This is a genomic window from Indioceanicola profundi (assembly GCF_003568845.1).
GTDB lineage: Bacteria > Pseudomonadota > Alphaproteobacteria > Azospirillales > Azospirillaceae > Indioceanicola > Indioceanicola profundi.
Map to the genome: position 1 here is coordinate 115,992 of NZ_CP030126.1, position 26,104 is coordinate 142,095.

34 protein-coding genes are annotated in these 26,104 nt (G+C 67.6%); 21 read left to right on the forward strand and 13 right to left on the reverse strand.

The features are described 5' to 3' along the window. Positions 1–36: 36 nt before the first annotated feature. Complete coding sequence (locus tag DOL89_RS00545) at positions 37–819, reverse strand: tetratricopeptide repeat protein (protein WP_119677395.1); 783 nt, start codon at positions 817–819, stop codon at positions 37–39. Between the two features lie 47 nt (positions 820–866). On the opposite strand from DOL89_RS00545, the gene DOL89_RS00550 reads away from it, so the two are divergent. From DOL89_RS00550 to DOL89_RS00580, 7 genes are all read left to right on the forward strand, one after another. Then, positions 867–1,748, forward strand: a complete 882-nt coding sequence (locus DOL89_RS00550) for an SDR family oxidoreductase (protein ID WP_119677396.1) — start codon at positions 867–869, stop codon at positions 1,746–1,748. A gap of 69 nt (positions 1,749–1,817) precedes the next feature. Next, positions 1,818–2,630, forward strand: a complete 813-nt coding sequence (gene ubiE / locus DOL89_RS00555; protein WP_119677397.1) for a bifunctional demethylmenaquinone methyltransferase/2-methoxy-6-polyprenyl-1,4-benzoquinol methylase UbiE — start codon at positions 1,818–1,820, stop codon at positions 2,628–2,630. Between the two features lie 10 nt (positions 2,631–2,640). Further along, a complete protein-coding gene (gene ubiB / locus DOL89_RS00560; protein ID WP_119677398.1) occupies positions 2,641–4,188 on the forward strand; it encodes a 2-polyprenylphenol 6-hydroxylase in 1,548 nt (515 codons plus the stop codon). A 78-nt stretch (positions 4,189–4,266) separates the two neighbouring features. After that, positions 4,267–4,548, forward strand: a complete 282-nt coding sequence (locus tag DOL89_RS00565; protein ID WP_119677399.1) for a type II toxin-antitoxin system RelE/ParE family toxin — start codon at positions 4,267–4,269, stop codon at positions 4,546–4,548. 11 nt (positions 4,549–4,559) lie between these two features. After that, on the forward strand, positions 4,560–4,853 hold the full coding sequence (locus DOL89_RS00570) for a HigA family addiction module antitoxin (protein WP_119677400.1): 294 nt from the start codon (positions 4,560–4,562) through the stop codon (positions 4,851–4,853). Positions 4,854–5,068: 215 nt separating this feature from the next. Continuing rightward, positions 5,069–5,371: a hypothetical protein gene (locus tag DOL89_RS00575; RefSeq protein WP_162937252.1), complete on the forward strand. Its 303-nt coding sequence runs from the start codon at positions 5,069–5,071 to the stop codon at positions 5,369–5,371. A 70-nt stretch (positions 5,372–5,441) separates the two neighbouring features. Then, a complete protein-coding gene (locus DOL89_RS00580; RefSeq protein WP_225889839.1) occupies positions 5,442–5,969 on the forward strand; it encodes an MmcB family DNA repair protein in 528 nt (175 codons plus the stop codon). On the opposite strand, the gene DOL89_RS00585 is transcribed toward DOL89_RS00580, so the two are convergent. The 5 genes from DOL89_RS00585 to DOL89_RS00605 all read right to left on the reverse strand — a co-directional run bounded on the left by DOL89_RS00585 (position 5,970) and on the right by DOL89_RS00605 (position 11,170). Beyond that, positions 5,970–7,373 carry a hypothetical protein gene (locus DOL89_RS00585; protein WP_225889840.1) on the reverse strand — a complete coding sequence of 468 codons (1,404 nt, stop codon included), beginning with the start codon at positions 7,371–7,373 and terminating at the stop codon, positions 5,970–5,972. It lies immediately after the preceding gene. After that, positions 7,360–7,956 carry a BON domain-containing protein gene (locus DOL89_RS00590; RefSeq protein ID WP_119677402.1) on the reverse strand — a complete coding sequence of 199 codons (597 nt, stop codon included), beginning with the start codon at positions 7,954–7,956 and terminating at the stop codon, positions 7,360–7,362. Before DOL89_RS00590 ends, DOL89_RS00585 begins: the two co-directional genes overlap by 14 nt. Before the next feature lie 127 nt (positions 7,957–8,083). Then, positions 8,084–8,845, reverse strand: a complete 762-nt coding sequence (locus DOL89_RS00595) for an N-acetylmuramoyl-L-alanine amidase family protein (RefSeq protein ID WP_225889841.1) — start codon at positions 8,843–8,845, stop codon at positions 8,084–8,086. 294 nt (positions 8,846–9,139) lie between these two features. Then, entirely contained in the window at positions 9,140–9,979 is an 840-nt protein-coding gene (locus DOL89_RS00600; protein WP_119677404.1) for a response regulator, read from the reverse strand. 399 nt (positions 9,980–10,378) lie between these two features. Then, a complete protein-coding gene (locus DOL89_RS00605) occupies positions 10,379–11,170 on the reverse strand; it encodes a DUF1194 domain-containing protein (RefSeq protein WP_225889842.1) in 792 nt (263 codons plus the stop codon). A 285-nt stretch (positions 11,171–11,455) separates the two neighbouring features. On the opposite strand from DOL89_RS00605, the gene DOL89_RS00610 reads away from it, so the two are divergent. Beyond that, positions 11,456–12,196 carry a PRC-barrel domain-containing protein gene (locus DOL89_RS00610; RefSeq protein ID WP_119677405.1) on the forward strand — a complete coding sequence of 247 codons (741 nt, stop codon included), beginning with the start codon at positions 11,456–11,458 and terminating at the stop codon, positions 12,194–12,196. Between the two features lie 63 nt (positions 12,197–12,259). Then, entirely contained in the window at positions 12,260–12,847 is a 588-nt protein-coding gene (locus DOL89_RS00615) for a septation protein A (RefSeq protein WP_119677406.1), read from the forward strand. Positions 12,848–12,865: 18 nt separating this feature from the next. Here DOL89_RS00615 and DOL89_RS00620 read toward each other — a convergent pair whose 3' ends face one another. Continuing rightward, complete coding sequence (locus tag DOL89_RS00620) at positions 12,866–13,174, reverse strand: TM2 domain-containing protein (RefSeq protein ID WP_205574607.1); 309 nt, start codon at positions 13,172–13,174, stop codon at positions 12,866–12,868. Positions 13,175–13,282: 108 nt separating this feature from the next. Between DOL89_RS00620 and DOL89_RS00625 the strand changes: the two genes are divergently transcribed. From DOL89_RS00625 to DOL89_RS00635, 3 genes are all read left to right on the forward strand, one after another. Continuing rightward, positions 13,283–14,080, forward strand: a complete 798-nt coding sequence (locus tag DOL89_RS00625; RefSeq protein ID WP_119677407.1) for an SDR family oxidoreductase — start codon at positions 13,283–13,285, stop codon at positions 14,078–14,080. Positions 14,081–14,259: 179 nt separating this feature from the next. After that, entirely contained in the window at positions 14,260–14,634 is a 375-nt protein-coding gene (locus tag DOL89_RS00630) for a hypothetical protein (protein WP_119677408.1), read from the forward strand. A gap of 106 nt (positions 14,635–14,740) precedes the next feature. Continuing rightward, the gene (locus DOL89_RS00635; protein ID WP_205574608.1) at positions 14,741–15,274 is read left to right on the forward strand and encodes a L,D-transpeptidase family protein; all 534 of its coding nucleotides are present in this window, start codon (positions 14,741–14,743) and stop codon (positions 15,272–15,274) included. 69 nt (positions 15,275–15,343) lie between these two features. On the opposite strand, the gene DOL89_RS00640 is transcribed toward DOL89_RS00635, so the two are convergent. The 4 genes from DOL89_RS00640 to sdhC are packed head-to-tail and all read right to left on the reverse strand — an operon-like array spanning position 15,344 to position 18,768. Then, on the reverse strand, positions 15,344–16,126 hold the full coding sequence (locus DOL89_RS00640; protein WP_119677410.1) for a succinate dehydrogenase iron-sulfur subunit: 783 nt from the start codon (positions 16,124–16,126) through the stop codon (positions 15,344–15,346). Between the two features lie 24 nt (positions 16,127–16,150). Continuing rightward, entirely contained in the window at positions 16,151–17,941 is a 1,791-nt protein-coding gene (gene sdhA / locus DOL89_RS00645) for a succinate dehydrogenase flavoprotein subunit (protein ID WP_119677411.1), read from the reverse strand. Positions 17,942–17,950: 9 nt separating this feature from the next. After that, positions 17,951–18,349, reverse strand: coding sequence for a succinate dehydrogenase, hydrophobic membrane anchor protein (gene sdhD, locus DOL89_RS00650; protein WP_119677412.1), 399 nt, complete (start codon positions 18,347–18,349; stop codon positions 17,951–17,953). Between the two features lie 17 nt (positions 18,350–18,366). Next, positions 18,367–18,768, reverse strand: a complete 402-nt coding sequence (gene sdhC / locus DOL89_RS00655; protein WP_119677413.1) for a succinate dehydrogenase, cytochrome b556 subunit — start codon at positions 18,766–18,768, stop codon at positions 18,367–18,369. A 348-nt stretch (positions 18,769–19,116) separates the two neighbouring features. On the opposite strand from sdhC, the gene DOL89_RS00660 reads away from it, so the two are divergent. Together DOL89_RS00660 and DOL89_RS00665 are read left to right on the forward strand one after the other, a co-directional pair. Further along, a complete protein-coding gene (locus DOL89_RS00660) occupies positions 19,117–19,899 on the forward strand; it encodes a GNAT family N-acetyltransferase (protein ID WP_119677414.1) in 783 nt (260 codons plus the stop codon). 55 nt (positions 19,900–19,954) lie between these two features. After that, positions 19,955–20,665 carry a trypsin-like serine peptidase gene (locus tag DOL89_RS00665; protein WP_119677415.1) on the forward strand — a complete coding sequence of 237 codons (711 nt, stop codon included), beginning with the start codon at positions 19,955–19,957 and terminating at the stop codon, positions 20,663–20,665. Here DOL89_RS00665 and DOL89_RS00670 read toward each other — a convergent pair whose 3' ends face one another. Beyond that, the gene (locus tag DOL89_RS00670) at positions 20,666–21,538 is read right to left on the reverse strand and encodes an HpcH/HpaI aldolase/citrate lyase family protein (RefSeq protein ID WP_119677416.1); all 873 of its coding nucleotides are present in this window, start codon (positions 21,536–21,538) and stop codon (positions 20,666–20,668) included. An 88-nt stretch (positions 21,539–21,626) separates the two neighbouring features. Between DOL89_RS00670 and pdxY the strand changes: the two genes are divergently transcribed. From pdxY to DOL89_RS00695, 5 genes are all read left to right on the forward strand, one after another. Then, on the forward strand, positions 21,627–22,487 hold the full coding sequence (gene pdxY / locus DOL89_RS00675) for a pyridoxal kinase PdxY (protein ID WP_119677417.1): 861 nt from the start codon (positions 21,627–21,629) through the stop codon (positions 22,485–22,487). 90 nt (positions 22,488–22,577) lie between these two features. After that, complete coding sequence (locus DOL89_RS00680) at positions 22,578–22,994, forward strand: hypothetical protein (RefSeq protein WP_119677418.1); 417 nt, start codon at positions 22,578–22,580, stop codon at positions 22,992–22,994. 26 nt (positions 22,995–23,020) lie between these two features. Then, a complete protein-coding gene (locus tag DOL89_RS00685; RefSeq protein ID WP_119677419.1) occupies positions 23,021–23,536 on the forward strand; it encodes a thioredoxin family protein in 516 nt (171 codons plus the stop codon). A 53-nt stretch (positions 23,537–23,589) separates the two neighbouring features. Then, positions 23,590–23,814 (forward strand): AbrB/MazE/SpoVT family DNA-binding domain-containing protein, encoded by a 225-nt coding sequence (locus DOL89_RS00690; RefSeq protein ID WP_119677420.1) that lies wholly within the window; start codon positions 23,590–23,592, stop codon positions 23,812–23,814. A gap of 2 nt (positions 23,815–23,816) precedes the next feature. Then, the gene (locus DOL89_RS00695) at positions 23,817–24,209 is read left to right on the forward strand and encodes a type II toxin-antitoxin system death-on-curing family toxin (protein WP_119677421.1); all 393 of its coding nucleotides are present in this window, start codon (positions 23,817–23,819) and stop codon (positions 24,207–24,209) included. Between the two features lie 62 nt (positions 24,210–24,271). Here the strand turns inward: DOL89_RS00695 and DOL89_RS00700 are convergent, their stop codons facing one another. Beyond that, positions 24,272–25,288 carry an aspartate-semialdehyde dehydrogenase gene (locus DOL89_RS00700; protein WP_119677422.1) on the reverse strand — a complete coding sequence of 339 codons (1,017 nt, stop codon included), beginning with the start codon at positions 25,286–25,288 and terminating at the stop codon, positions 24,272–24,274. A 139-nt stretch (positions 25,289–25,427) separates the two neighbouring features. Here DOL89_RS00700 and DOL89_RS00705 point away from each other — a divergent pair, with 139 nt between their 5' ends. Both DOL89_RS00705 and DOL89_RS00710 read left to right on the forward strand, forming a co-directional pair. Then, the gene (locus tag DOL89_RS00705) at positions 25,428–25,763 is read left to right on the forward strand and encodes a DUF962 domain-containing protein (protein WP_119677423.1); all 336 of its coding nucleotides are present in this window, start codon (positions 25,428–25,430) and stop codon (positions 25,761–25,763) included. Positions 25,764–25,784: 21 nt separating this feature from the next. Continuing rightward, positions 25,785–26,045, forward strand: a complete 261-nt coding sequence (locus tag DOL89_RS00710) for a hypothetical protein (RefSeq protein WP_119677424.1) — start codon at positions 25,785–25,787, stop codon at positions 26,043–26,045. The last annotated feature ends 59 nt before the right edge of the window (positions 26,046–26,104 follow it).

Genomic DNA, 26,104 nt, shown 5'->3' on the forward strand with positions numbered 1-26,104 from the left:
GAAGGCGGCATCGGCCGCCGCCCGAACCCCGCCGTTCTACTGTGCCTGGGCCTTTGCGAAGGCGTCCAGCGCCTCCAGGTTCCGGCGGGCCTGTTCGGCGGCGCCGCTGTCGGGCGCGGCTTCCAGCACGCGCCGCCAGTCGGACCGTGCGCCGGCATAATCCTCCCGGTCGGCCAGCAGCTCGCCCCGCAGCAGCAGGGCGTCGGGGTTGGACCCGTCCTCCGCCAGCACGGCATCCACATCCATCAGCGCCTCCCGCCCGCGGGCCAGCCGGGCCTGGGCGTCGGCGCGCAGCAGCAGGGCCTCGCGGTTTTTCGGGGCGAGTTCGATGGCGGCATCCAGATCCTCCACCACCTCCCACCAGCGCTCCTGGTCGGCGCGAGCCAGCGCGCGGTCGATCAACATCTGCGGGTCCTGGGGACGGAGCTTGATCGCCTTGGCATAGGCCGCCTCGGCCTTGTCCGCCTTTCCGGCCTCGCTCCAGGCCAGTCCGGCGCGGGTCCAGAGATTGGCCAGCACCTCCGGCGGTTCGCCTTTCAGCTCCGCGATGGATTTCTCAAGGGCGGTGCCGGCGGCATCCCATTCCCCGCGGGTGAGCTGGGCCAGCGCCTGACAGAGCCGGGCATCGATGCCGCCGCCCTGGCGTTCCCACGCCTGGGCGTCCACCAGTGCGAAGTCGGGCGCCTCCTCCACCTTCTCCAGGCAGGCGGACCGGCTCTCGAAGATGGCCGCGTCGGCGGAACGGGGGGCGAGGGCGGCCGGGCCGAGGGCAAGCGCCAGGGCGGCCAGCATGGCGGAACGGTTGAGCATGTGCGTCATGCCGCCTAGAGTCCCGAAACCATGCCAACTGTCCAGCGGGATTCCGCATGCCGAAGCAACCTTGCAGGCTTTTCATCTTCGGTCTGGGCTACAGCGCCATGGCGCTGGCGCGCCGTCTGACGGCCCAGGGCTGGCAGGTGGCCGGCACCACCCGCAGCCCGGACAAGCTGGAAGCGCTGCGCGCCGCGGGGGTGGAGCCCTTCCTGTTCGGCCGCGGACGGCCGCTGGACAATCCCGCGGCGGCCCTGGCCGGCGTCACGCACCTGCTCTCCTCCGTTCCGCCGGACGGGGAGGGGGATGCGGTGCTGGACCTGCACGGGGCGGATATCGCCAGCATCGCCGGCCTGCGCTGGGCGGGCTATCTCTCCACCACCGGCGTCTATGGCGATGCCGGCGGGGACTGGGTGGATGAAAGCTCCCCCGTGCAGCCGATCACGGCGCGGGGCAAGGCGCGGGCAGCAGCCGAATCGGGCTGGATGGAGCTGCATGGCGGGCGCGGCGTGCCCGTCCACATCTTCCGCCTGCCCGGCATCTACGGCCCCGGCCGCAGCAGCCTGGACGCGGTCCGCGCCGACACCGCGCGCCGGATCGACAAACCGGGGCAGGTCTTCAGCCGCATCCATGTGGAGGATATCGCCGCCACGCTGGAGGCCAGCATGGCCCGGCCGAATCCGGGGGCCGTCTACAATGTCTGCGACGACGAACCGGCCCCTGGCCATGAGGTCACCGCCCATGCCGCCCGCCTGCTGGGGGTGGAGCCGCCGCCTTTGATCCCCATCGACCAGGCCGAACTCAGTCCCATGGCCGCCAGCTTCTATGGGGAGAGCAAGCGGGTGCGGAACAGCCGGATCAAACAGGAGCTTGGCGTCGTTCTGCGTTATCCGACCTACCGGGAGGGACTGGCGGCGCAGCTTGCGGAGGAGGGGTGATCCGCCCCCGTCCGGCAGCATTGCCGCAGCCGCTTCCGCCGGCCCCGCCGCTGCGCTAGGGTGCGCGCCATGACCGACGACAGCTCCTCCCGCCCCGCCGATTCCGCCCGCGGCTCCGCCCCGCACCCTCCGCCCCCTCCGGGGCAGGAGGGGCGCTATTTCGGCTTCCGGGAGGTGGACCCGGCCGAGAAGTCGCATCTGGTGCATGACGTCTTCACCAACGTCGCCGCCAAATACGACCTGATGAACGACGTCATGTCCGCCGGCATCCACCGGCTCTGGAAGGACAGCTTCGTCTCCATGGTCCGCCCGCGGGACGGGGAGACCCTGCTGGACGTCGCCGGCGGCACCGGCGACATCGCCTTTCGCCTGCGCAGCGCCGCCCCCGCCGCCCGCGTCATGGTCTGCGACCTGACGGAGGGCATGGTGCGGGTGGGCCGCGACCGGGCGCTGGACCGCGGTGATCTGCACGGGGTGGAGTGGACGGTGGGCAATGCGGAGAAGCTGCCCTTCCGCAGCCGGTCGGTGGATGCCTACACCATCGCCTTCGGCCTTCGGAACGTCACCGACATCGACGCGGCGCTGAAAGAGGCGCGGCGTGTGCTGAAACCGGGTGGACGGCTGTTCATCCTGGAGTTCAGCCATGTGGTGATCCCGCTGATGCGCGAAGCCTACGACGCCTATTCCTTCAACCTGCTTCCCACGCTGGGCCAGCTCGTGGCCGGGGACCGGGACAGCTACCAGTATCTGGTGGAGAGCATCCGCCGCTTCCCCGAGCAGCAGGCGCTGTGCCAGCGGATCGAGGCGGCGGGCCTCGCCCGCGCGCGCTACCGGAACCTGACCGGCGGCATCGCGGCGATCCATTCCGCTTGGCGGGTGTGAGCGCCCGGCCATGATCCGATTCATTCGCAACCTGCTGCGGCTGCTCACCATCGTCCGCACGCTGGGCCGCCACGGCGCGCTGGCGACCGATGAAATCCGGGACGTAGCGCCCGGCATCGCCTGGGTACTGCGCCTTCTGAACAACCGCAATGCCACGGGCAGGCCTGGCCAGCGGCTGGCCCACGCGCTGCAGGAGCTGGGCCCCAGCTTCATCAAGCTGGGACAGGCGCTGTCCACCCGCGCCGATCTGGTGGGCGACGAGATCGCCGCCGATCTGGCGGAACTGCGCGACCGGCTGCCGCCCTTTCCCGGCACAAAGGCCCGCGCAATCATCGAGTCGGAGCTGGAGCGGCCCATCGGGCAGCTTTTCACCGCCTTCGACGATCATGCCGTGGCCGCCGCCTCCATCGCCCAGGTGCATTTCGCCGAGACGCCGGATGGCCGGCAGGTCGCGGTCAAGGTGCTGCGGCCCAACATCGAGGTGGCGTTCCGCCGGGACATCGACCTGATGTACTGGCTGGCCGATCTGGCCCTGCGCATCCAGCCGCGCCTGAAGCGGCTGAAGCCGCGGGAGGTGGTGGACACCTTCGCCGACACGGTGTCGCTGGAGATGGACCTCCGCATGGAGGCGTCGGCCGCGTCGGAGCTGGCGGAGAATTTCCGCGACGATCCCACCTTCAATGTGCCCGCCATCGACTGGGACCGCACCAACCGCCGGGTCCTGACGCTGTCCAGGGTGCAAGGCGTCCAGGTGGACCGGGTGGCCGATATCCGCGCCGCCGGCATCGACCCGGATGCCGTGCTGCAGAAGGCGGCGGACAGCTTCTTCAACCAAGTGTTCCGGGACGGCTTCTTCCACGCCGACCTGCACCCCGGCAACATGTTCGTGGATGCCAACGGCGATCTGGTCGCCGTGGATTTCGGCATCATGGGGCGGCTGGACCGGCAGACCCGCATGTATCTGGCCGACATGCTGATCGGCTTCCTGAACCGGGATTACCGGCTGGTCGCCAAGGTGCATTTCGATGCCGGCTTCGTGCCCGCGAACCAGGACATGAACCGCTTCATGCAGGCCTGCCGCGCCATCGGCGAGCCGGTGCACAACAAGCCCCTGCATGAGATCTCGGTGGGCCGCCTGCTGGCCCAGCTCTTCGCCGTGACCGAGCAGTTCGAGATGGAGACGCAGCCCCAGCTCCTGCTGCTCCAGAAATCCATGCTGACGGCGGAAGGGGTGGGCCGCGCCCTGAATCCCGAGATCAACATGTGGGAGCTGGCCCGCCCCTTGATCGAGCAGTGGATGATCGAGAACCGCGGGCCGGATGCGCGGCTGGCGGAGACCACGGCGGCCCTGACCAAGGTGATGGTGCGGCTGCCCGACCTGCTGGCCGATGCCGAGCGGACGGTCGGCATGGTCGCCAATGGCGGCCTGCCCATCCACCCGGCCAGCATCGACGAGGTGGTCAAACGTCAGCAGGTCCGCACCGAAGCCCAGCTTCGCCCGATCTGGGCCGTCATCCTTCTGCTGGCCGCGGCCATGGTGGTGCTGGCAGTGCGGTAGGGAAAGAGAACCGGTTTCCCTTGTTGTTGGCGAACGTATCTCCATATGATACTTTGTTCGCCGTAGAGGGGAGCGGCGATGATCGGAGGCTTCAAGGGCCGGTTGGCTGAAGCCGTCTGGCGCGGCAGAAACGGCAAGGGCTTTCCAGCCGACCTGATCCGCCCGGCGCAACGGAAACTGGCGATGCTTGCCGCTGCGGTCGATCTGAATGCTCTTCGGCAGCCGCCGGGCAACCGGCTGGAAGCATTGAAGGGAAGCCGCCAGGGCCAGCATTCAATCCGCATCAATGATCAGTGGCGGATATGTTTCGTCTGGCGGGATAACGCTGCCCATGACGTCGAAATCGTCGATTATCATTGAGGAGCACAGCCATGATCGGCCCATATCCTCCCGTGCATCCGGGCGAAATCCTTCAGGAGGAGTTTCTCGGACCCATGGGGCTCACGCCCTATGCCGTTGCCAAGGCCTGCCGCGTGCCGCGCACCCGGATAGAACGGCTGGCCCGGTGCGAAACGCCGGTTACGGCTGATACGGCTCTCCGGCTTGGTCGGGTGTTCAATACGGGGCCGGAGTTCTGGATGAATCTTCAGACCCTGCACGACCTTGCGACGACGGAGCTGAACGCCAAGGATATCCGGGATATCCAGCCCTTGATCGCGGCATGACGACATCAGTGCGCCCGGCTTTATTTCCATAATCGCAGCAATGACAAAGTTGCGCACCAGCCATCCGGAATTGCTGGAAAATGTCGCCGTGCAAATGCCGTTTTCGAGCGCAATATCTATTCTCGCCAGGGGTTGACGCTCGCTGGTGAATTCGAACCCAGGGACCTTGCATGTTTCCCGCGGTGGCGACCGGAGCCCAGAATCCGGAACCCGGCATGACGGCAGCCGCAATGACCGTCGCCTCTACCCACACCACCACGCCTTACGGCGTCCCGTCTCCCGTTGATGCACCGGCCACCGGCATCGCCGCCTCCTATGGCGCCGACAAGCTGGCGGCCCAGATCCAGGAGGCGCTTGCGCGCTGCCGCCGCCTGGGTCATCGGGAGCCGAATGTCACCCTGACCCGCCCCACCTCCGTGGTGCTGGCGGTGGAGGGGTTGCTGCAATCCGCCGGACTGGCCGTTCGCGTCGTCCCGGCCCGGATCGGCGGCTGCTCCGTCCTGACCGTCCGGGGCTGACGCGCGGATTGGGCGCAGGCCGGCCCTGCCTGTGGCGGGTTGGCAAGGCCCGTGGCTTTGTTCATGATACGTGCTGATCGGTTTCCCCGAGTCGGCAGCACGTCATGACGGCCAGCGATACTCCTCAATCCACCGCTCCGCCCCCGCCGGGGCGGAGCCCTGGTTCGCGTCCGAAGCGGCGGCGCGCATCACGCGCGGCGTGCGCCGGGCGCTGGCCGACCGTGCCGTTCGCACGCTGCTGGAATTCAGTCTGGCCAATGGCCGGCGGGCCGACATCTTCGGCCTGTCGGAATCGGGGGAGATCACCATCGTCGAGGTGAAGAGCTGCCCGGCCGACTTCCTGTCGGATCACAAATGGCAGGACTATCTGGAGTTCTGCGACCGCTTCTACTTCGCCGTGGACCCCGACTTCCCGCAGGAGCTGATCCCGGAGGAGGTGGGGCTGATGGTGGCCGACGGTTTCGGGGCGGAGGTGCTGCGGGAGGGAACAGCCTGCGCCAAGCTGGCCCCGGCCCGCCGGAAGGCCGTCACTCTGCGCGCCACCCTGACGGCCTGCGCCCGACTGCACCGGCTGGAAGATCCCGGACGGGGAATGTAATCACTGCAGCATCGGCTTGCCGGTCTCGATCTCCACCAGCGCCGCCAGGAAGGGGACGGAGACGTCGCGTCGCTCCAGCCCCAGGTTTGAGCTTTCCGCCTCGCCCAGCGCCGCCACGAAGGTCTGGCGCCAGCGCTGATCGTCGTAGAGCAGCTTTTCGGCCCGCGCCTTCTGGACCATGACCAAAGGGTCGCGCCGCTTGGCCAGCATGGTCTCGATCCGGGCGGCGAAGCCCTCCGCCTCCCTGCGGTTGCCCGCCGCCAGCGCCCCGGCCACCAGCTCCACATAGGTTTCCGCGCGCAGCTCGGCGTCGCCGACCTGGTCGGCATAGGCGCCGGTGAGTTGGAACTCGCCGCGCGCCGCCAGCTTGCCCAGCACCTGCGGCACGGTCCACGGGCTTTCATCCTGGACCGTGCGCAGCAGGCCGAGCGCCAGATTGGGATCGCCCAGATCGCCGGCCGCCACGGCCAGCTCCGGCGGGCAGCAGGCGCCGCGCTCATCCTTGAAGCGGCTGAACTGCTCCTGCACCGTGTTCAGGAACAGGGTGCGGGCGCGGGCCTCGTTGCCGACCTTCAGAAGGGACTGGGCCACCAGCCCGAGTTCCCAGGAGCAGGAGCGGGACCGGGCATAATCCGACGCCTCCTCCGCCAGCTGCATCGCCTGTTCCTTCTTGCCGTTCCAGACCAGGATTTCGGCCACATCGGTCAGGTTATAGATGCGGGTGGCGCAGTCATCGATGCCGCGGGTGATCTCCAGCGCCAGATCGACCTCGCCGGTCAGGGCCAGGGCGCGACCCAGGAACAGATCCTGGCTGCTGGCTCCGCTGCTCACGGCGGCCTGGGCGGTGCCCTGGCGCAGGGCTTCCAGGAAGGGGGAGATGATGCCGGGCACCGGCTCCTTGTTGCCGAACTGGTGATAGGCCACGGCCAGGGACAGCCAGTCCCAGCGCGGCGCCACCACCGGGTCCTCCAGCGGGCTCATCAGGCTGGAGATGCGGTGCAGCAGGCATTCCGTGCTTTCCGGCCTAGCGCAGGCCAGTCCCCTGACCCGGGCTTTGAAACCGACATAGTCGAAGTCGCCGATGAACTGGTTGGTGATGAGCTGCACCGCCAGCGGGCTTTCCGGCAGGCGGGTGACGATGTCGGTCAGCAGCCTGTCCGCCTCCATCAGGTGCTTGGACTGGGTGGCGGGGTCGTAGGAGCGATCGGCCTCCCGGATGGCCTGCATGGCGGCCACGAACTGCCGGTTCGCCTCCGCCACCGCGCTGCTGGTCTGGGCACGGGCAGGGGGCGTCCAGCCGGACAGAAGCAGCAGGGCGGCCGTGACGCACAGCAGACGCACCGCGCCGGCCGACAGGAACCGCGTGGAAACGGCGATGGTCCGACTGCCGTCAGATCCTGACATGGCTGACCACCCGCCGAACGCGCGCCACATTGCGCGCATGCGCGACGACCCGGTCCAGTTCCTGCTGCGAGCGCGCCTTGCCCAGCAGGTAGACGGTCTGGTTCACCACATCGATGCTGAAGTTCCCGGAGGTGATCTCCGGGTCCGTCAGCAGCTTGGTGCGGATCTGCGTGGCGATCCAGGTGTCGGTGGCGCGGTCGGTGATGCCGGACGCGTCATCGATCTGGATTTCATTGATGATCTCCAGCACCCCGTCCGCCTGCCAAGCGAGCCGAACGGCGTCCACCCGCTCATCGGCATTGCGGGCGCGGCCCGTCAGCAGGGCGCGGCCGCGCTCCACCGTGGCGTCCAGGCGGCCGTCCAGCTTTTCGACGCTCCAGCGCGCCAGTATTCCTTCCCGGATTTTGGAGTCGGGAATCGCGGGAGCTTCAGAGGCTCCGACGGCCGTGCCGCCGCCAGGGGGCAGGCTGGCGCAGGCCGCAAGGCCGAGCAGCATCAGTCCGGATGCCAGGGCGCGGATGCCATGGGACGGCAACCGTCCCATGGATTTGTTGGTCTTCGCCACTGCTTGCATGCGCGCCATCGTCCATCCCCTCAAGCCGGCCGCGCGGCTCGGCGCAGCCCCGACACTCTTCCAGATTGCACTTTCAATGTGGTCATTTTCCGACCCATCCACCCTGTTATTCCAGGGAGGCGCGTCCTCCGGCCGGTCAGGCGGTGAAGGGCGCCGTTCGGATCACGGACGCCAGTTCCCGCGCCAGAACCGTCGCAATGCGGCGGCGGGCGCCCGCATCCCGCAGGATCTTCTCGTCCTCGGCATTGCTGAGAAAACCGGTCTCCACCAGCACGGACGGAACGTCCGGCGCTTTCAGCACGGCGAAGTTGGCGGAGCGCATGGGGTTGTCCAGCAGCCGAAGTTCCTTGCCCGCCCCGGACACCAGGGTCTGCTTGGCCAGCAGGGAGGCGCGCTTCACCCGTTCCGCAGTCAGGTCGGCCAGGATATTCTGCAGCGCCGCGTCCATGTCGCTGGTATCCACCCCCAGCGCATCGGCCAGGTTCTCCTGCTTCGCGATGGCGGCGGCGAAGGCGTCCGTCGCCTTCTCCGACAGCGTATAGGCGGACAGGCCGCGCGCCCGCGGGTCAGGCGCACTGTCGGCATGGATGGAGATGAACAGCTCTGCCCGTGCCGCCCGTGCGCGCTCCACCCGTTCCTTCAGATCCAGGAACTCGTCCGTGTCCCGGGTCAGCACGGCGGCTGTCCCGGTCTGGCGGGAGATGGCCTGGGCCATCTGCCTGGCGATGTCGAGCGTGATGTCCTTTTCCAGCGTCCCCCGCGCGCCGATGGCGCCGGGATCGCGGCCGCCATGGCCCGGATCGATGACGATCAGGCGCGGCGGGCCGGGCTTGCGGGCAGGCGCGCCGGACGCGGCGACGGATTGCGCGGATGCCGGTCCCGCTGGCCAGCCGGTCAATCCGATGACCGGCAATCCCGAGGCAATGCGAAGAAAAGACCTGCGATCCATGGATCAACCCGCGCGGGAAACCGGCGACGGCCGGCTCCTCTCTCCGCGGCGTATGTTCTAGTCATGCGCACAGCTTCCGCAACAGAAACCTGTGCACGGTGTGCGGTCCGGAGCGCAGTGTTGCTGGCCGGGCACGGCGGTGCCCGCAGCAGCGCGGAACGGGGCGGGCGCGCGCTCCGTACCCATCCCGTTCCACGTCCCGCGACTATGGCGGAGGAGCCTGCGGACAGGCCCCGGCCGGCGTCAGCGGGCGCTCTGCATGCCGTCGCGCTCCTTGCGCTGGGCAAGGGCGGCCAGGGCCGGAATTCGAGCTTCGGCGCTCGGGGCAAAGACCGCCTGGGTGATGGCCCGCTCGATCTCCTCCCGGGTGAAGGGCTTGCGGATGATCGGCCCCAGATGCTCCAGCCCGCGGCGCTGAAGCTCGTCGGCGAAGGCGGTGACGAAGATGATCGGCAGCTCCGACGTCCGGCGCAGCATCTGGGCGGTGGTGATGCCGCTGTCCCCGTGGGCGAGGCGGAGGTCCATGAGGGCGAGCGTGGGGCGGCAGGCCTTGGCGGTGGACAGGGCGGCGTCCATGGTTGCGGCGGTGCCGCACACCTTGTGGCCCATGCCGCGCACCGTCTCGGCCAGGTCATAGGCGATGATGGCGTCGTCCTCGACGATCATGATGCTGGCGATCAACGCCTCCCGCACGGCCTCCTGCGCCTCCGTCATCCGGGTGCGCGCCTCTTCCCGGCTCAGCTCCAGGACGGAGCCGGCCTCGGCGACCGGCAGGGCCTCCAGATTGACCAGCAGGTACAGGCGGCGCTGCGTCTCGGGCAGGAGGGACAGGGCCGCCTTGATGGGATGCCCGACCTCCTCGATCTGGAAGGTCCGGCCGCTCTCATCGAACAGCCGGTTCAGCAGGGCGTAGAGCGGCAGCCGGCTGTTCCCGCCCAGCCCGGCGTCTCCGGGGGCAGCCAGGGCCGCCTCCACGGCGCGCCCGACCAGAGCGTCGCCGGCTTCCCCGTCTCCGGTCAAAGCGCGGGCATAGCGGCGCAGATACGGCAGATGGGCCAGCAACTGCTCGGCGTTGGCGTCCATAACAGTGTCCTTCTTAATTCGGCCGGAACGATGGCGCGATGCCGCGTCCGTCGTGGCCGAAACCCTCGGGCGCCACCAACAGCGCGGCGACCTTCATTGTGGACAGATTTCGCCGCGATGCCATTCCACAGGAGGGGTGATCCCTCCGAGTTGACCATTCGGACCGAATCTCACGTTATTACCCCTGGGAATCCGCCGTGAACCATCTATCGACGCCGACGACGCAGCCCTTCTTGAAACGAACGGAAAAAATTTACGTGGGAACCGCATCCGACTCACCCTGTTGGGCCGGACACTGGTGCGTTGCCTCCCTGAACCGCCAGAAACTGGAGCCGCCTGCCGCGCGTCGGCAGCGGCTCTTTTTCTGTCCAGGCGGAGGGAAAGAGGTTCGAAAGGCGGTCAGGGCAGGGCCGCCGCCTGATTCCGCATGTCGGTCGACGCCGGCAGTGCGGCGATTTCGCGCACCAGTTTGGACAGGATGGCCTGCCCGAAGGTGGAGAAATCCTCCGCCACCAGGATGAAGGCGCCGGGGCCGCCGATGACCTGGTCCTGGAAATAGCGGTCCAGATCCAGCGGCGGCAGACCGCCCCAGGGATTCGGGCGGCTGTTCAGGATGGGCAGGGCGTTGATGGTGATTCCCGCAGCGACCGCCGCGTCGCGGGCCTCCGCCGGCGGTCGGCCGCGGTTGGAATAGCCGTCGCCCGAAATGTCGATTACCTGACGGGAGCCTTCGAAACCGTTGCCCGGGAACAGGGCGGTGGCGAAATCGATCGCCGCGCCGATGCTGGTCCAGAAGGCGGTGCCGATGGGCGCTTCCGCCAGCCGCCCGGCAAAGGCGCGGGCGCTGTTCGCGTCCTGCACCACGCTCCACCCCACCACCTGGTTCTGATAGCCGTCGTCGGCCCATTCCACATAAGTGACGGCGATGCGGCCCATGGGGCCGGACTGGATGGCCTCGACCACCTGCGGGCTGCTCAGCGCGTTGGCGTAGCCCTTGCGCTGCAACTCCGCCTCCTGCGCATCCACGCTGCCGGACACGTCCACCAGCAGCACCAGCTCAAGATCCACCGGAAGATCGCCGGCGCCCTGGCCCAGGGCCGGAGCGGACATCGCGGCGGTGATACAGACCGCAAGGCGGATGGCCCGTCCGAATCCCTGCCACGCCGCCCGAAACCTCGCCGCTGCTTCCATTCCCGCTCCTACCGCCGGGCGTCCGTGTCCGGCCTGCATCCCGTTCAGCGTGCCCCAGACGTTACAGCGGGGCAACCCCGCAGGGGAGCCAGCCCGGGCTACGCCATCGGGGTGCCGTCACCCCCTTCGCCGCCAGCATGAGGCCCGGAGTGCTGCGTGCAAGGGCCGGACCGCCCATCCGCCGGGGAGCCACCCGGCCGGCGGAACCCGGCACGCCGGGCCGGGGTTCCCGAAAGGGGGGGAAAGCCGGCCCCGCTCCATCCGGGACATACGGGGAGATGGCCCATGCTGTGGAATTTCGACGAGCTGAAGGGTTTCAGGCTGCATGCCACCGACGGCGATCTGGGGCATGTGCATGACGTGCTGTTCGAGGATGACAGCTGGCATGTCCGCTATCTGGTGGTGGATACCGGCTGGATCTTCGGGCGCCGTGTCCTGATCGGTCCGCAGGCGTTGGGGGAGCCGGACGGTTCCACCCGCACCATCCCGGTACGCCTGACCCAGGAGCAGGTGAAGCAGAGCCCGTCCATTGATACCGACAAGCCGGTGGGCCGCCAGCAGGAGGACGCGATCTACCGCTATTACGGCTGGACGCCCTATTGGACGGCCGGCGGAGCGGTGGGCCTTCCAGGCGATCCCATGCTTGACGTGGTCGGCGGCGCTGTCGATCCGGCATCCCTCGGCCAGCCGGAAGGCGACCCGCACCTGCGTAGCGCGCGGGAGGTGTCGGGCTACACGGTGCAGGCGGGCCGCAGGGATATCGGCCGCGCAAGCACCCTGCTGCTGGACACGGCCGTCTGGCAGGTCAGATGGCTGGTGGCCGATGTCGGCAGCGCGATAACCAGCCGTCTGGTGCTGGTCGCGCCGGAATGGGTGCGGGGATTGGACTGGCCGGAGGCGCGGATTCACGTCGCTGCCGACGCAGACAAGATCGCCAATGCCCCGGCCTATGATCCGACCAGGAGTCTGGGGCGGGAGCAGGAGCGGGCGGTCTATGAATGGCACGGGCAGCGGCCGTACTGGTGAAGCTCCCGGACGCAGGATCGATGCCTCTGGCGCTGCAGCAGCGGGCGCGCTACATGCTGTGGCATGAGCCCGATCCTACGCCTCGCACTGGAAGCCGGCCCTCTGGCCGTCTTCTTCGTCACCAACAATCTCTACGGCCTGATGACCGGCACGGGGGCCTTCATGGTCGCCACCACGCTGGCGCTGGCCATGTCCTGGCAGCTGGAGCGGCGGTTGCCGGTCATGCCGCTGGTGGGCTGCTTCTTCGTGCTGCTGTTCGGCGGGCTGACGCTCTGGCTGGATGACGAGCTGTTCATCAAGATCAAGCCGACGGCGGTGAACCTTCTGTTCGCCGCGGCCCTGTTCACCGGGCTGGCGATGAAGCGCAACCTGATGAAGATCGTGATGGGCACGGTTATGGAGATGGATGATGCCGGCTGGCGCATCCTGACCGTGCGCTGGGCTTGGTTCTTCGTGCTGCTGGCCATCCTGAACGAGGTGGTCTGGCGGAGCTTCAGCACGGACGTCTGGGTGAACTTCAAAGTGTTCGGCATCATGCCGCTGACCCTGCTGTTCAGCGCCTTCCAGGTGCCCGTCATCATGCGGCATCAGATTCAGACGAACGACCCTGCGACAGGGTCTCCAGCAACGGCAGGCGAGGAGCCGAAATAGGCTCCTCGCCTGCTTGGATCAGCGTAGCTGCGCGATCAGGCGATTGTTGTGATCACGCGTCATGCCAGGAATCAGGAAGGCGTCGACAAGCACCCAGATGCACAGGGGACTAAGAAACAGAAATCCGATGCCGATGACGGAGGTCAGCACGCCGATGATGCAGAGCGCGAGCTGAAACAGGCCCAGCCCGACGGAACCCAGGTAGAAGCGGTGCGCTCCGATCCCGCCCAGGAAGAGCCAGAGAAGATAGGCGACGCCGATCGACTTCTTGTTCGAGGCATACTGCATCATGGGAAGGTCATCGTATGACGCTGGACGGTCGGTCATTGGAACTATCCTCCCAGGTTGTGCTTGCGGAACAATGTCGTTTCCTAAACTCAGGATATAATCAAGCCACGTTCCCGTTCTGCATGTAACTACCGTCGAGGGATCGCGATGAAGTTCAAGGACCAGGTCGTCTGGGTCACGGGTGCTTCCAGCGGGATCGGGGAGGCGCTGGCGAAGGCGCTGGCCGGGCAGGGAGCCAAGCTGATCCTCTCCGCCCGCCGGGTGGAGGAGTTGGAGCGGGTGCGCAACGAATGCGGCGGCCACAACGCCCCGCTGGCGCTGGTGCCCATGGACGTGGCCGAGCTGGACTCGATTCCCGACAAGGTCAGTCAGGCGCTGGAGGCGTTCGGGCGCATCGACATGGTGGTCAACAATGCCGGTATCAGCCAGCGCTCCCTGGCGATGGAGACCGGGATTGCCGTGGACCAGCGGCTGATGCAGGTGAACTACTTCGGGACCGTGGCGGTGACCAAGGCCCTTTTGCCGCATCTGGTCCGGCAAGGCTCCGGTCGGATCGTCAGCGTCACATCGGTTGTCGGCAAGTTCGGCACGCCCTACCGCAGTGCCTATGCCGCGTCCAAGCACGCCGTCCATGGCTTCATGGAGGCGCTCAGGGCGGAGATCGCCGGCACTGGAGTCAAGGTGCAGCTTGTCATGCCGGGCTTCATCCGCACCCAGGTCTCCGTCAACGCGCTGACCGGCGATGGCAGCGCGCTCGGCGCCATGGATCAGGCCCAGGCTCAGGGCATGGACCCGGATGAGGCCGCCCGCCGCATTCTTTCCGGTATCGAAACGGATGCGCTGGAAATCTATGTCGGTGGTCCGAAGGAGCGGTTCGGCCTGTTCCTGAAGCGCTTCTTCCCCGGCCGCTTTGCCAAGTTCATCGCCAGCGCCAAGGTGCGGTAACCGGCTACAGGCTGCCGATTGTAACGCCTTGGTTTCGCTGCTTGCGTGTGCGGCCTTCCCCGATATTTCATCCATGCCGGACGGGCAGAATGCCAGCCGCCCCGGCATGCCGCCCGTCCCGGCCTGACCCGCACGCCGTGGCGCAGGCCGACCGACGACCGATCTTGAAAGGGAGAGCCATGCGCTCCGTCAACCATTCCGCCGAGCCGGCCCGGGCGGGCCGCCGGTCGGCCGCCCGCGTTCTGACCCTGACCTCCGCTGTCGGCCTGCTGGCGCTCAGCGGCTGTATTTCCGTCCATGACGGTGGGGGGGACAGCTCGGAATACCGCCCGCGCTCCGCCACCGATCTCTGCCGGCGGGAGGTGTGGCGCTCCTACCACGAGGATTACAAGATCAACTACGATCTGCCGGAACTGTCCACCAGCAGCAACAGCCAGATGGTGGTCCAGTCCTTCACGCTGGTGCCGGAGCGCGGCCGGGCGGATGTGGAGCGGCGGACCATCCGTTGCACCGTGACCGACGGGGCGCTCACCGGCGTGACCACGCTGAACTGAAGGGGACTGGCCGGGGCAGCGCCACCCTTTTTTTACACGGAAGCAGTCATTGTCGCTCTGCTAGCCTGACCAGGTATTCAGGCGGCGGAGCGGCAAGACGGTGGCGGTGCGGACGAGACGACAGTTCCTGGCAGGCGCGATGGGCGTGTCCGCCGTCGCCCTGCTCTCCCCGATCCCGGCGGCGGAGGCCGCCCGGTCCTCAGGTGCTGCGGAGGCGGGGATCAACCGGGTGCTGATCCTGAAGAAGCGCCGGCTGCTGCGCCTCATGCAGGATCATCTGATCGTCAAAGAGTACAGGGTGGCGCTGGGCCGCAATCCTATCGGCCATAAGGAGCGCGAGGGCGACGGCCGCACGCCGGAAGGCCACTACCACATCGCTTGGCGCAACCCGGAAAGCGCCTTCCACCTGTCGCTGAACATCTCCTACCCGTCCCAGGCGGACAGGGAGGCGGCCGCGGCGCGGGGCGTCAATCCCGGCGGCCTGATCATGATCCACGGCCAGCCCAACCGGGTTGCGGGCAAGCCCTATGTGAAGCGCTGGGGCGACTGGACCGACGGTTGCGTCGCGGTCCAGAACCATGAGATGGAGGAGATCTGGCGCTTGGTGCCGGATTTCACGCCGGTTGAAATCAGGGCCTGACCGGCCGGACATGGAAAACCCCGCCCGGCGAGCCGGGCGGGGTTCTTACCAGATGGATATACCCGAGCCTCAGCCCGCGCGATCCACCATCAGCTTCTTGATCTCCGAGATCGCCTTGGCGGGGTTCAGGCCCTTCGGGCAGGTCTGGGTGCAGTTCATGATGGTGTGGCAGCGGTACAGGCGGAACGGGTCCTCCAGCATGTCCAGCCGCTCCCCCTGCATCTCGTCACGGCTGTCCGCGATGAAACGATAGGCCTGGAGCAGGACCGCCGGGCCGAGATACCGGTCGCCGTTCCACCAGTAGCTGGGGCAGGAGGTGGTGCAGCAGAAGCAGAGGATGCACTCATAGAGGCCGTTCAGCTTCTCCCGCTCCTCCGGGCTCTGCAGCCGCTCGCGCGACGGGGCAGGGGTCTGGGTCTGCAGCCACGGCTTCACGCTGGCGAGCTGGGCGTAATTCCGGGACAGGTCGGGGACGAGGTCCTTCACCACCGGCTGGTGCGGCAGCGGGTAGATCTTGACGTCGCCCTTCACCTCGTCGATCGGCTTCAGGCAGGCCAGGGTATTGCGGCCATCGATGTTCATGGCGCAGGAGCCGCAGATGCCCTCGCGGCAGGAGCGGCGGAAGGTCAGGGTGGCGTCCACATCGTTCTTGATGTGGATCAGCGCGTCCAGAACCATCGGCCCGCACTTGTCGAGGTCGATCTCGAAGATGTCTTCGCGCGGATTCTCGCCCGTGTCGGGATCGTACCGGTAGATGCGGAACCGGCGGGTCCGCTTGGCCTCCGCGGCGGCGGACCGAACGGTGTTGCCGGGCTTGACCTTGGAATTGGCAGGAAGCGTGAACTCAGCCATTTTGAATATTCTCCCGGCGCGTTCTCAATACACCCGCTTCTTCGGCGGGAACACCTGGACCTCGTTGGTCAAGGTGTAGAGGTGGACGGGGCGGTCGCCCAGGGTGACCTTGCCGGCATCGTCCACCCAGACGGTGGAGTGCTTCATCCAGTTCTCGTCGTCGCGCTCCGTGAAGTCCTCGCGGGCGTGGGCGCCGCGGGATTCTTTGCGGTTGACGGCGGAGTTGATGGTGGCGACGGCCTGGTACATCAGGTTGTCCAGCTCCAGCGCCTCCACGAGGTCGCTGTTCCACATCATGGAGCGGTCGGCGAGCTGGAGGCGCGGGCGCTGGGCCCAGACCTGCTCCATGAGCTGCGCGCCCTCCCGCATCACCTCGCCGGTGCGGAAGACCGCGCAGTTGTTCTGCATGACCTTCTGCATCTCGAGCCGCAGATGCGCGACACGGATGTCGCCCTTGGCATGGCGGGTCTTGTCCAGCCGCTCCAGCGCCTTGTCGGCGTTGTCGGCCGGCAGGCTCTTGTGGGCCGCACCCTTCTCCACGATCTCGGCGGCGCGGATGGCGGCGGCGCGGCCGAACACCACGAGGTCGAGCAGGGAGTTGGAGCCGAGGCGGTTGGCGCCGTGGACGGAGACGCAGGCCGCCTCGCCGATGGCCATCAGGCCGGGCACGACGCGGTCCGGGTCCTCGGCGGTCGGGCAGACCACCTCGCCCTTATAGTTCGTCGGGATGCCGCCCATGTTGTAGTGCACGGTCGGCAGCACCGGGATCGGCTCCTTGGTCACGTCCACGCCGGCGAAGACCTTCGCGGTCTCCGCGATGCCGGGCAGGCGCTCATGGATGATGCTGGGGTCCAGATGCTCCAGATGCAGGTGGATGTGGTCCTTGTTGGGACCGACGCCGCGGCCTTCCCGGATTTCGATGGTCATGGAGCGGCTGACCACGTCGCGGGACGCCAGGTCCTTCGCCGACGGGGCATAGCGCTCCATGAAGCGCTCACCCTCGCTGTTGGTCAGGTACCCGCCTTCGCCGCGCACGCCCTCGGTGATCAGGCAGCCAGCGCCGTAGATGCCGGTGGGGTGGAACTGGACGAACTCCATGTCCTGCATCGGCAATCCTGCGCGCAGCACCATGCCGCCGCCGTCGCCGGTGGAGGTATGGGCGGAGGTGCAGGAGAAGTAGGCGCGGCCGTAACCGCCGGTCGCCAGCACCGTCTGGTGGGCGCGGAAGCGGTGGATGGTGCCGTCATCCAGGTTCCAGGCCAGCACGCCGCGGCAGACCCCGTCCTCATCCATGATGAGGTCCAGGGCGAAGTACTCGATGAAGAACTCCGCCTGATGCTTCAGGGACTGCTGGTACAGCGTGTGCAGGATGGCGTGGCCGGTACGGTCGGCCGCGGCGCAGGTGCGGTAGGCCTGGGTCTTGCCGTACTGGGCGGTCATGCCGCCGAAGGCGCGCTGGTAGATCTTGCCTTCCGCCGTGCGGCTGAAGGGCACGCCGTAATGCTCCAGCTCGATGATGGCTGGGATGGCCTCGCGGCACATGTACTCGATGGCGTCCTGGTCGCCCAGCCAGTCCGACCCCTTCACGGTGTCGTACATGTGGTAGCGCCAGTCATCCTCGCCCATGTTGCCGAGTGCCGCGGAGATGCCGCCCTGGGCGGCCACGGTGTGGCTGCGGGTGGGGAAGACCTTGGTGATGCAGGCCGTCTTCAGCCCCTTCTCGGCCATGCCGAAGGTGGCGCGGAGGCCGGCGCCGCCGGCTCCGACGACGACGACATCATAGTAATGGTCCTGGATCTGGTACGCCGTGCCCATGGCTCTTCCTCACGCCCCCAGTGCAATCTTCAGAACGGCAAAGGCGCTGGCCAGCGCCAGCACAAGGGCCAGGCCCTTGGTCCCCGCAACCGCGGCGGTCTTTCCCAGCTTGCCGTGAATATAGTCCTCAAAGACCTCCTGCATACCGTACGCGGCGTGGTGGAATGTCACGCCGATGGTCAGCAGCATCAGCACGGCGTTCACCGGGCTGCGCAGGAATTCGACCATGCCCGGATAGCCTTCGTCCATCAGCCCGATCACGGAGAAGACGAACCAGATCACCAGCGGCACATAGGCCAGGGACAGCAGGCGGTAGCTCAGCCAGTGGTGCGCGCCCGACTTGGCGGAGCCGAGGCCGCGCACACGGCCCAGGTCGGAGCGGTAGGAGTGCGGAGTATCGGTGGTCATCGCTGTTTCTCCTGCGCTCAGGCGGCCACGATGGCGGCGATGATGGTGATGACGGTCAGCGCCACCGACCCGCCCCAGACGACATAGCCGCCCTGGTAGACGGCCTGCAGCTCAAGCCCCTTGCCGGCATCCCAGAACAGGTGCCGGACGCCGTTCAGCGTGTGGTACCACAGCGCCCAGACCCAGCCGGCCAGCAGCAGCCAGCCAATGGGGGAGCCCAGGAAGGCCGAAACGGTCTCGTAGGCGTCCGGCCCGGCCGCAGCGGCGATCAGCCACCAGGCCAGCACCAGCGTGCCGACGGTCAGGCCGACCCCGGTGATGCGGTGGGTGATGGAGGCGATCGCGGGCAAAGGCAGGCGGTAAACCTGAAGATGCGGCGAGAGCGGCCGTTGCCTCTTGGCCGTCTGGGTGTCGGACATGGCTAGCACTTCCTCGATCGTTCCAGGGGCGCGTCCGCCCCGGGGCCGTCCTGTAGCGCCCGGGCGGGCACTACATGGAAAAGACGGTATGCAGGCGGCCGGCTCCGCAGGCAGGCGGTTCGACGTGAATCTCGGGTGAGTGAATTACGCCGCTAAGGCCGGTCCGTCAATCTTTGCCGGTGCAACAGAGGGGTAGATGCTTTCCGGGGCAAGTGCCTGATACGAATGGATATTGCGTTGCAACAGCATTCCGGAGGCTTCGTCGGGGCGAAATTTTTCCAGCGCCTGTACCGCCGCGGGGAGGCCGGCTAAGCTGCTGCCTCTGCCCGCCACGCTGTCCGGTCCGCCATGACGCTTCCCACCGCCGTGTCCGAACCTCCCGCCATTCCGCTGGACCGGGTGGCGGCGCTCGAGGATCTGACTCTCACAGCCTGGCCCTGCCTGCGGACCATCCACCATGACGGATGGGTGCTGCGCTTCGCCCGCGGCCATACGGGGCGGGCCAACAGCGTGAACGTCCTGGCTCCTGGCGTCCTGGCGCTGAAGGAAAAGGTGGCGTTCGCAGAACAGCGTTACAGGGACCAGAGCCTCGACCCGATGTTCCGCCTGACCCCGCTCTGCCCGCCGGAACTGGATGGCGAACTGGAGCGGCAGGGCTACGCGCTCGACAATCCCTCGCTGGTCCAGGTTCTGGACGGGTTGCCGCCGGCCGGGCCGGACCTGCCGGGCGTGAGGGTGGAGAGCCGGCCGTCGCCGGAATGGATCGACGCCTATGCCGGGATGACCGGCCTGTCCGCCACCCGCCGCAGCGCCCTGGCCGCCATCCTGGACGCCATCGCGCCCGCGACCCTCTACGCCGCGGCGGTGGAAGACGGGGAAATCCGGTCGGTGGCGCTGGGCGTCGTGGACCGGGGGCATGTCGGCATCTTCGACGTGGCGACCCGGCCGGACTGCCGCGGGCAGGGCCTTGCCGGGCGGGTGGTGGGCACGTTGCTGCGCCGGGCCGCAGGGCTCGGCGCGGCTTCCGCCTACCTCCAGGTCGCCGCACCCAACGCGCCGGCCCTGGCGGTCTACGGCCGTCTCGGCTTCCGCACCCTGTATCCGTACCATTACCGCCGCAAGGCGCTGTGAGCCGAATCGGACTCCGCCCGTGACGGCCGCGGCTCCGACGCGTTAGCCTCGGGTCATGCGCGGATTCCTTCTCCTCATCGGTTTGCTGCTCGCCGGTCCGGCCAAGGCGCAGCCGGGCGATGCCTGGCCCCATACCGCCATCGGGCGGATCGAGCGGTTGGGCGCGCCGGGCTTCTGCACCGGAACTCTGGTGGGGCCGCGGCATGTGCTGACGGCGGCGCACTGCCTGCTGAACCCGCGCACCCGCATCCAGATGCCGCCCCACCTGCTGCGCTTCGTACCGGCCGGGTGGCGGGACGGGGCCGGCGGCGTCGCGGTGGCGCTGGCGGAGGGCTACCGGGGCGGAACCGGGCCTTCGGCGCAGACCGTGGGGCGGGACTGGGGCCTGCTGGTGCTGGACCGGGCGCTGGAGGTGCGGCCGGTGCCGCTGCTTGCGCAATCCGTTCCGGTGTTGACCGGGATGGTCGGGCAGAAGGTGCTGACGCGGGCGGGGATCGGCCCGGCGGGGGAGGCGGCCCGCGCGCCGGGATGCGCTCTCACCAACATCGGCCAGGACCCGGCCCTGCTGCTGCACGACTGCGCCGTATCCGCCGGCGACAGCGGCGCGCCCCTGCTGGTGGGAGAAGGGGAGGGGGCGGCGCTGCTGGGCATGCATGTCGCCATACTGGGCTTCAACGGCTACCCCCACAACCTCGCCCTCTCCGCCGCGGCGCTGGCCGGGGAGGTGGAGCGTATCGTGGCCGATCCCGCCTTCGCGGGGCGGTGATCAGCCCTCGCCGGCCACGGCGATAGCCTCCGCCAGGGCCACGGTGCGGCGCGCCTGCTCCACATGCAGCGTCTCCACCAGCTTGCCGCCCACCACGGTGATGCCCTTGCCCTGGGCCAGCGCATCGGCATGGGCGGCGATCAGGGTGCGGGCCTGGGCGACCTCCTGCTCCGTGGGGCCGAAGGCGCTGTTGGCGGGGCCGATCTGGCGGGGATGGATCAGGGTCTTGCCGTCGAAGCCCAGCTCGCGCCCCTGGCGGCAGCTCCCGGCGAAGCCGGCCTCATCCTCCAGATCCACATGCACCCCGTCCAGCACGGCCAGCCGGTAGGCCTTGGCCGCCAGCAGGGTCAGCCCCAGGCTGGTCAGCATGGGCAGGCGCATCTGCGTGTTCAGCGCGTTCAGATCCTTGGTCAGGTCGGATGTGCCCATGACCAGGCAGGCGACCCGCTGGCTGGCCCCGGCGATGTCCTTGGCGTTCAGCATGGCGTGGGGCGTTTCCATCATCACCCACAGCTTCAGCCCGTCCGGCGCGCCGGCGTTCGCCAGCACCCGCTCCGCCTGCCGCACGCCCTCGCCGCTGTCGATCTTGGGGATCAGCACGGCGTCGGCCCCGCTAGATGCGGCGGCCACCAGATCGGCATGGCCCCAGGGCGTGTCCAGCCCGTTGACCCGGATGATCAGCTCCCGCCGGCCGTAGCCGCCCCGGCGCACGGCTTCCAGCACCTGGGCGCGGGCAAGCTCCTTCGCGTCCGGCGAGACGCTGTCCTCCAAATCCAGGATCAGCCCGTCGGCCGGCAAGGTGCGGGCCTTGTCCAGGGCGCGGGCATTGGCGCCGGGCATGTACAGGACGGAACGGCGGGGGCGGACGGTCATGATCGGTCTCCATCTCCGAGCGCAAGGCGCGGTGACCCTAGCCGCAGCCCGGTGCTGCCGTCCACGGACTCTGTGTTAGAGTGGGGCCATGAAGACCATCCTGACGATCCAGTCCCACGTCGCCTTCGGCCATGTGGGCAACCGCGCCGCCGTGTTCCCGCTGGAGCGGCTGGGCTGCGAGGCCATCGCCGTAAACACGGTGCAGTTCTCCAACCACACCGGCTACGGCCAGTGGACCGGCACCGTCTTCACGCCCGACCATGTGGCGGAGGTGCTGCGCGGCGTGGAGGGGCGGGGGGCCTTCAGCCACTGCGACGCCGTGCTGACCGGCTATATGGGCGATCCCGGCCTGGGCGACGTGGTGCTGTCCACCGTGTCCAAGGTGCGGCAGGCGCGGCATGGCGCGCTCTATGCCTGCGATCCGGTGATGGGCGATGTGGGGCGCGGCTTCTTCGTGCGGCCCGGCATTCCGGACTTCTTCCGCGACCGGGCGGTGCCCGCCGCCGACATCATCACGCCGAACCAGTTCGAGCTGGAATATCTGACCGGCCGGCCCATCGCCGACCTCGCCACCGCGCTGGAGGCGGCAGCGGCGGCGCGGGCGCTGGGGCCCAAGGTGGTGCTTGTCACCTCCCTGGTGCGGGACGACGCCCCGTCCGGCGTGATCGAGATGCTGCTGGATACGGCCGAAGGCTCCTGGGTGGTGGCGACGCCGCGGCTGCCGCTGGAACCGCCGCCCAACGGGGCCGGCGACTGCGTCTCCGCCCTGTTCCTGGCGAAGCTGCTGGAGACGGGGGACGCGGCGGCGGCGCTGGGCCACACGGCCTCCGCCATCTACGCCGTCTTCGACGCCACCCGCGCGGCCGGCGTGCGGGAGCTGCAGCTCATCGCCGCGCAGGACGAGCTGGTAGCCCCGAAGCGTCGCTTCACGCCAGCAAAGGTGCGCTAGGCCGGGGGCGGTTTCCGACAGTCTCCTCTTGTGCGGAGGGGATCAGGGGCGATATCCCCTTTCGATGGACTCCCCGATGGATGCATGCAGATGAAGATGGTCGGCACCTTCGCCCCGCCCGCAATCCTGGCCGGGCTGGCCCTGCTGCTGCCGGCCGCTCCGGCCACGGCGCAGCTCTCGCCGCCGATGCAGCCTCAGGAATATGGCTGCGAGGTGGATACCGATTCCCCCTGCCGCGGGCGCATCGACTTCTCGGAAGGGGATACTTACGAGTTCCGCTTTGCCGGTCCCGGCACTGCCCTGGTGCAGAACGAGGGCAACCGCCGCTGCATCCTGGAATTCAGCATGACCGATGGGCGTAGCGCCCGCACCGGGCGGCAGCTGAACATCACGCCGGGGCAGGTGGCAGAGGTGCCGGTACCGGATACTCAGGGCATGATCATGCGCTTCACCTACCGCGGCGCAAGCTCCAACAGCTGTGATCTGCTGATCGCTCTCCGGCAGTAGGCCGGCCGCACCGAAGGGAGTCTCCGATGAAGCGTGCCGCCATCCTTGCCCTTTCCGCCCTGCTGCTTGCGGGGTCCGCATCGTTGCCGGCCGCTGCTGCCGGAACCGATTCGCCAGCTTGGTCCCAAGCCTTCGACCCGGCCCGCAACCCCGCCGCCGACCTGGCCGAAGCGGTCAAGCTCGCGCAGGCGTCGGGCCGGCGCATCCTGGTGGATGTGGGCGGGGACTGGTGCATCTGGTGCCACCTGCTGGACGGCACCTTCGAGGTCAATCCGGACCTTACCGCCCTGCGCGACGCCAACTACGTGCTGCTGAAGGTCCATTACGACAAGAAGCAGAACCCCAACACGGAATTCCTGTCCCGCTGGCCCAAACCAGCGGGCTACCCGCATCTGTTCGTGCTGGATGGCGACGGCAGCCTGCTGCACAGCCAGAACACCGGCGAGCTGGAGCTGCCGAAGGAACAGGGCAAGGGCCACGACCCCGCCGCCATCCGCGCCTTCCTGGAGAAGTGGGCGCCGGACACGAAGTCCGGGGCCTGAGTGGAAAGGGGCCGCCTTCGCTGTTATATTGGCGTGCAACGCGGAGGTGCCCCATGACCTATCTGTTCGCCAAGCGGATCGACGGAAAGCTCTATCTGGAAATTCCAGAGGAAATGGCTTCGCGTCTGAAGATTGTTGAGGGCGGAGCTGTTTCTGCATCGGATGAAGGCGTTGGCGTAAATGTCATTCCCGCCGACGATCGCGTCGCCGCGCAATTGGCTGCCGCCGAGCGGATCATGGAGGAGAATTTCTGGGTCCTGAGCGAGTTGGCGAAATAGCCATGTCGTCCTGGAACTGGATCGAAACGACGGCTGCTCTGGCTATCCATGAGCGGCAAATCTCTGTACATGGCGGCGGCACCGGCATCCGGGATATCGGCCTGCTCGAAAGCGCCATGGCCCGTCCGCAGACTCTGGCCGTGTATGGTGAGCCCGATGTCTTCGACTTGGCGGCCTGCTACGGCTGGGGGCTGGCGCGCAATCATCCGTTCGTCGATGGAAACAAGCGGACCGCGTTCGTCGTCTGCTTGCTTTTTCTGAGCCTGCACGGTTTCCGGCTGACGGCACCTATGCCGGAGCGGCTGGAGACTTTCTTGAATGTCGCATCGGGGACGATGACGGAGCAGTCATTGGCTGCTTGGCTTCGCTCCAACTCTGTCCGTGCAATCGGCTGAAAACACGAAGGGCGGGATCTCGCGATCCCGCCCTTCGCATATTCCGTGCCGGCCGGTGGAACTCAGCCGGCGTACTTCTCCGCCCAGACCTCGGCGATCTGCACGGCGTTGAGGGCCGCACCCTTGCGGAGGTTGTCGGCGACCACCCACATGGCCAGGCCGTTCTCCACCGTGATGTCCTCACGGATGCGGGAGACGAAGACCGCATCCTCGCCGGTCACCTCGGCCGGGGTGACGTAGCCCTCATCCATGCGATGGTCGATCACGGTCACGCCGGGGGCGCGGCGCAGGGCCTGACGGGCATCCTCCACCGACAGCGGATTCTCGAACTCGATGTTCACCGCCTCGGAGTGGCCGATGAAGACCGGAACGCGAACGGCGGTGGCATGCACCTTTATGCGCGGGTCCAGGATCTTCTTCGTCTCCACCACCATCTTCCACTCTTCCTTCGTGGAGCCGTCGTCCATGAAGCTGTCGATGTGGGGAATGCAGTTGAAGGCGATCTGCTTGGTGAACTTCTTCTTCTCGACCGGGTCGTTCACATAGATGGCGCGGGTCTGGCCGAACAGCTCGTCCATCCCCTCCTTGCCGGCGCCCGACACGGACTGGTAGGTCGCCACGACGACACGGCGGATCGTCGCCAGATCGTGCAGCGGCTTCAGCGCCACCACCATCTGGATGGTGGAGCAGTTGGGATTGGCGATGATGCCCTTCTTGCGCCAGCCGGAAATGGCCTGCGGGTTCACCTCCGGCACCACCAGCGGCACGTCCGGGTCCATGCGGAAATGGCTGGTGTTGTCGATCACCACGGCGCCCGCCGCGGCGGCCTTGGGCGAGAACTCGGCCGAGACCTTCGCCCCCGGGCTGGACAGGACGATGTCGGTGCCTTTGAAGTCGTATTTCGCCAGATCCTGCACTTTCAGGATGTCGTCCTCACCGAACGACACTTCCGCCCCGGCGGAGCGGCTGGAGGCCAGGGCCACCACCTCATCCACGGGGAAATCGCGCTCATGCAGGGTCTGGAGGATCTCACGCCCCACATTCCCGGTGGCCCCGACAACGGCGACCTTGTAGCCCATCTGCGTGATCCTTAATGTAACAGGGTCTGGCGAAACAAACGGCGGCTCCACCGCCGACAACAATGACCTGACTTATTCAATGCGGGCCGGTTTGGCAACAAAAGGACCCCCGCGCTCTTTTGACGGGAGGAATGCAGGGATGGCGGAGCGTGCTTACAAGACCTTCCAGGAGTTCTGGCCCTTCTATCTCCAGGAACACAGCGACGCCCGGACACGCGCTTTCCATTATGTGGGCAGCGCAATTGCGCTCGGCTTTCTCACGGCGGCCGTCATAACGGCCGATCCCTGGTACCTGCTGGGCATGCCGCTTTCCGGCTATTTCTTCGCCTGGGTCAGCCACGCCTTCGTGGAGCACAACCGGCCGGCCACCTTCACCTATCCTCTCTGGTCGCTGGCGGCGGACTACAGGATGTTCTTCATGTTCCTGGCCGGACGGCTGGGGCCGGAGTTGCGCCGCGCCGGCGTGACGGGCTGAGCGGGCGAGGGGAGCGGCGGCTTGTCCAGCATTGTCGAGACGATCGCCCAGTCGATCAAGAAGGCCGACCGGAGCCTGTTCAACGAGAACTATACGAAGCAGGCGGAGGCGGTGATCGCCGGCTTGCGCCGGGCCGGATACGAGGTGGTGCCCACCCGCCCGCCCGATGCGCTGGTGGATTTCGCCAAGGACAACATCCCCTTCGGCCGGCTGCGCCCGGCCGACCTGATCCGCATGCTCTATTCCACGATGGTGGAGAACGCCCGCAGGTTTATTCCCTAAAGTATTAGTTAACTCCTTTTGCGCGCATGGCGCTTGTGGCTTCGCCCGATTTCATACAA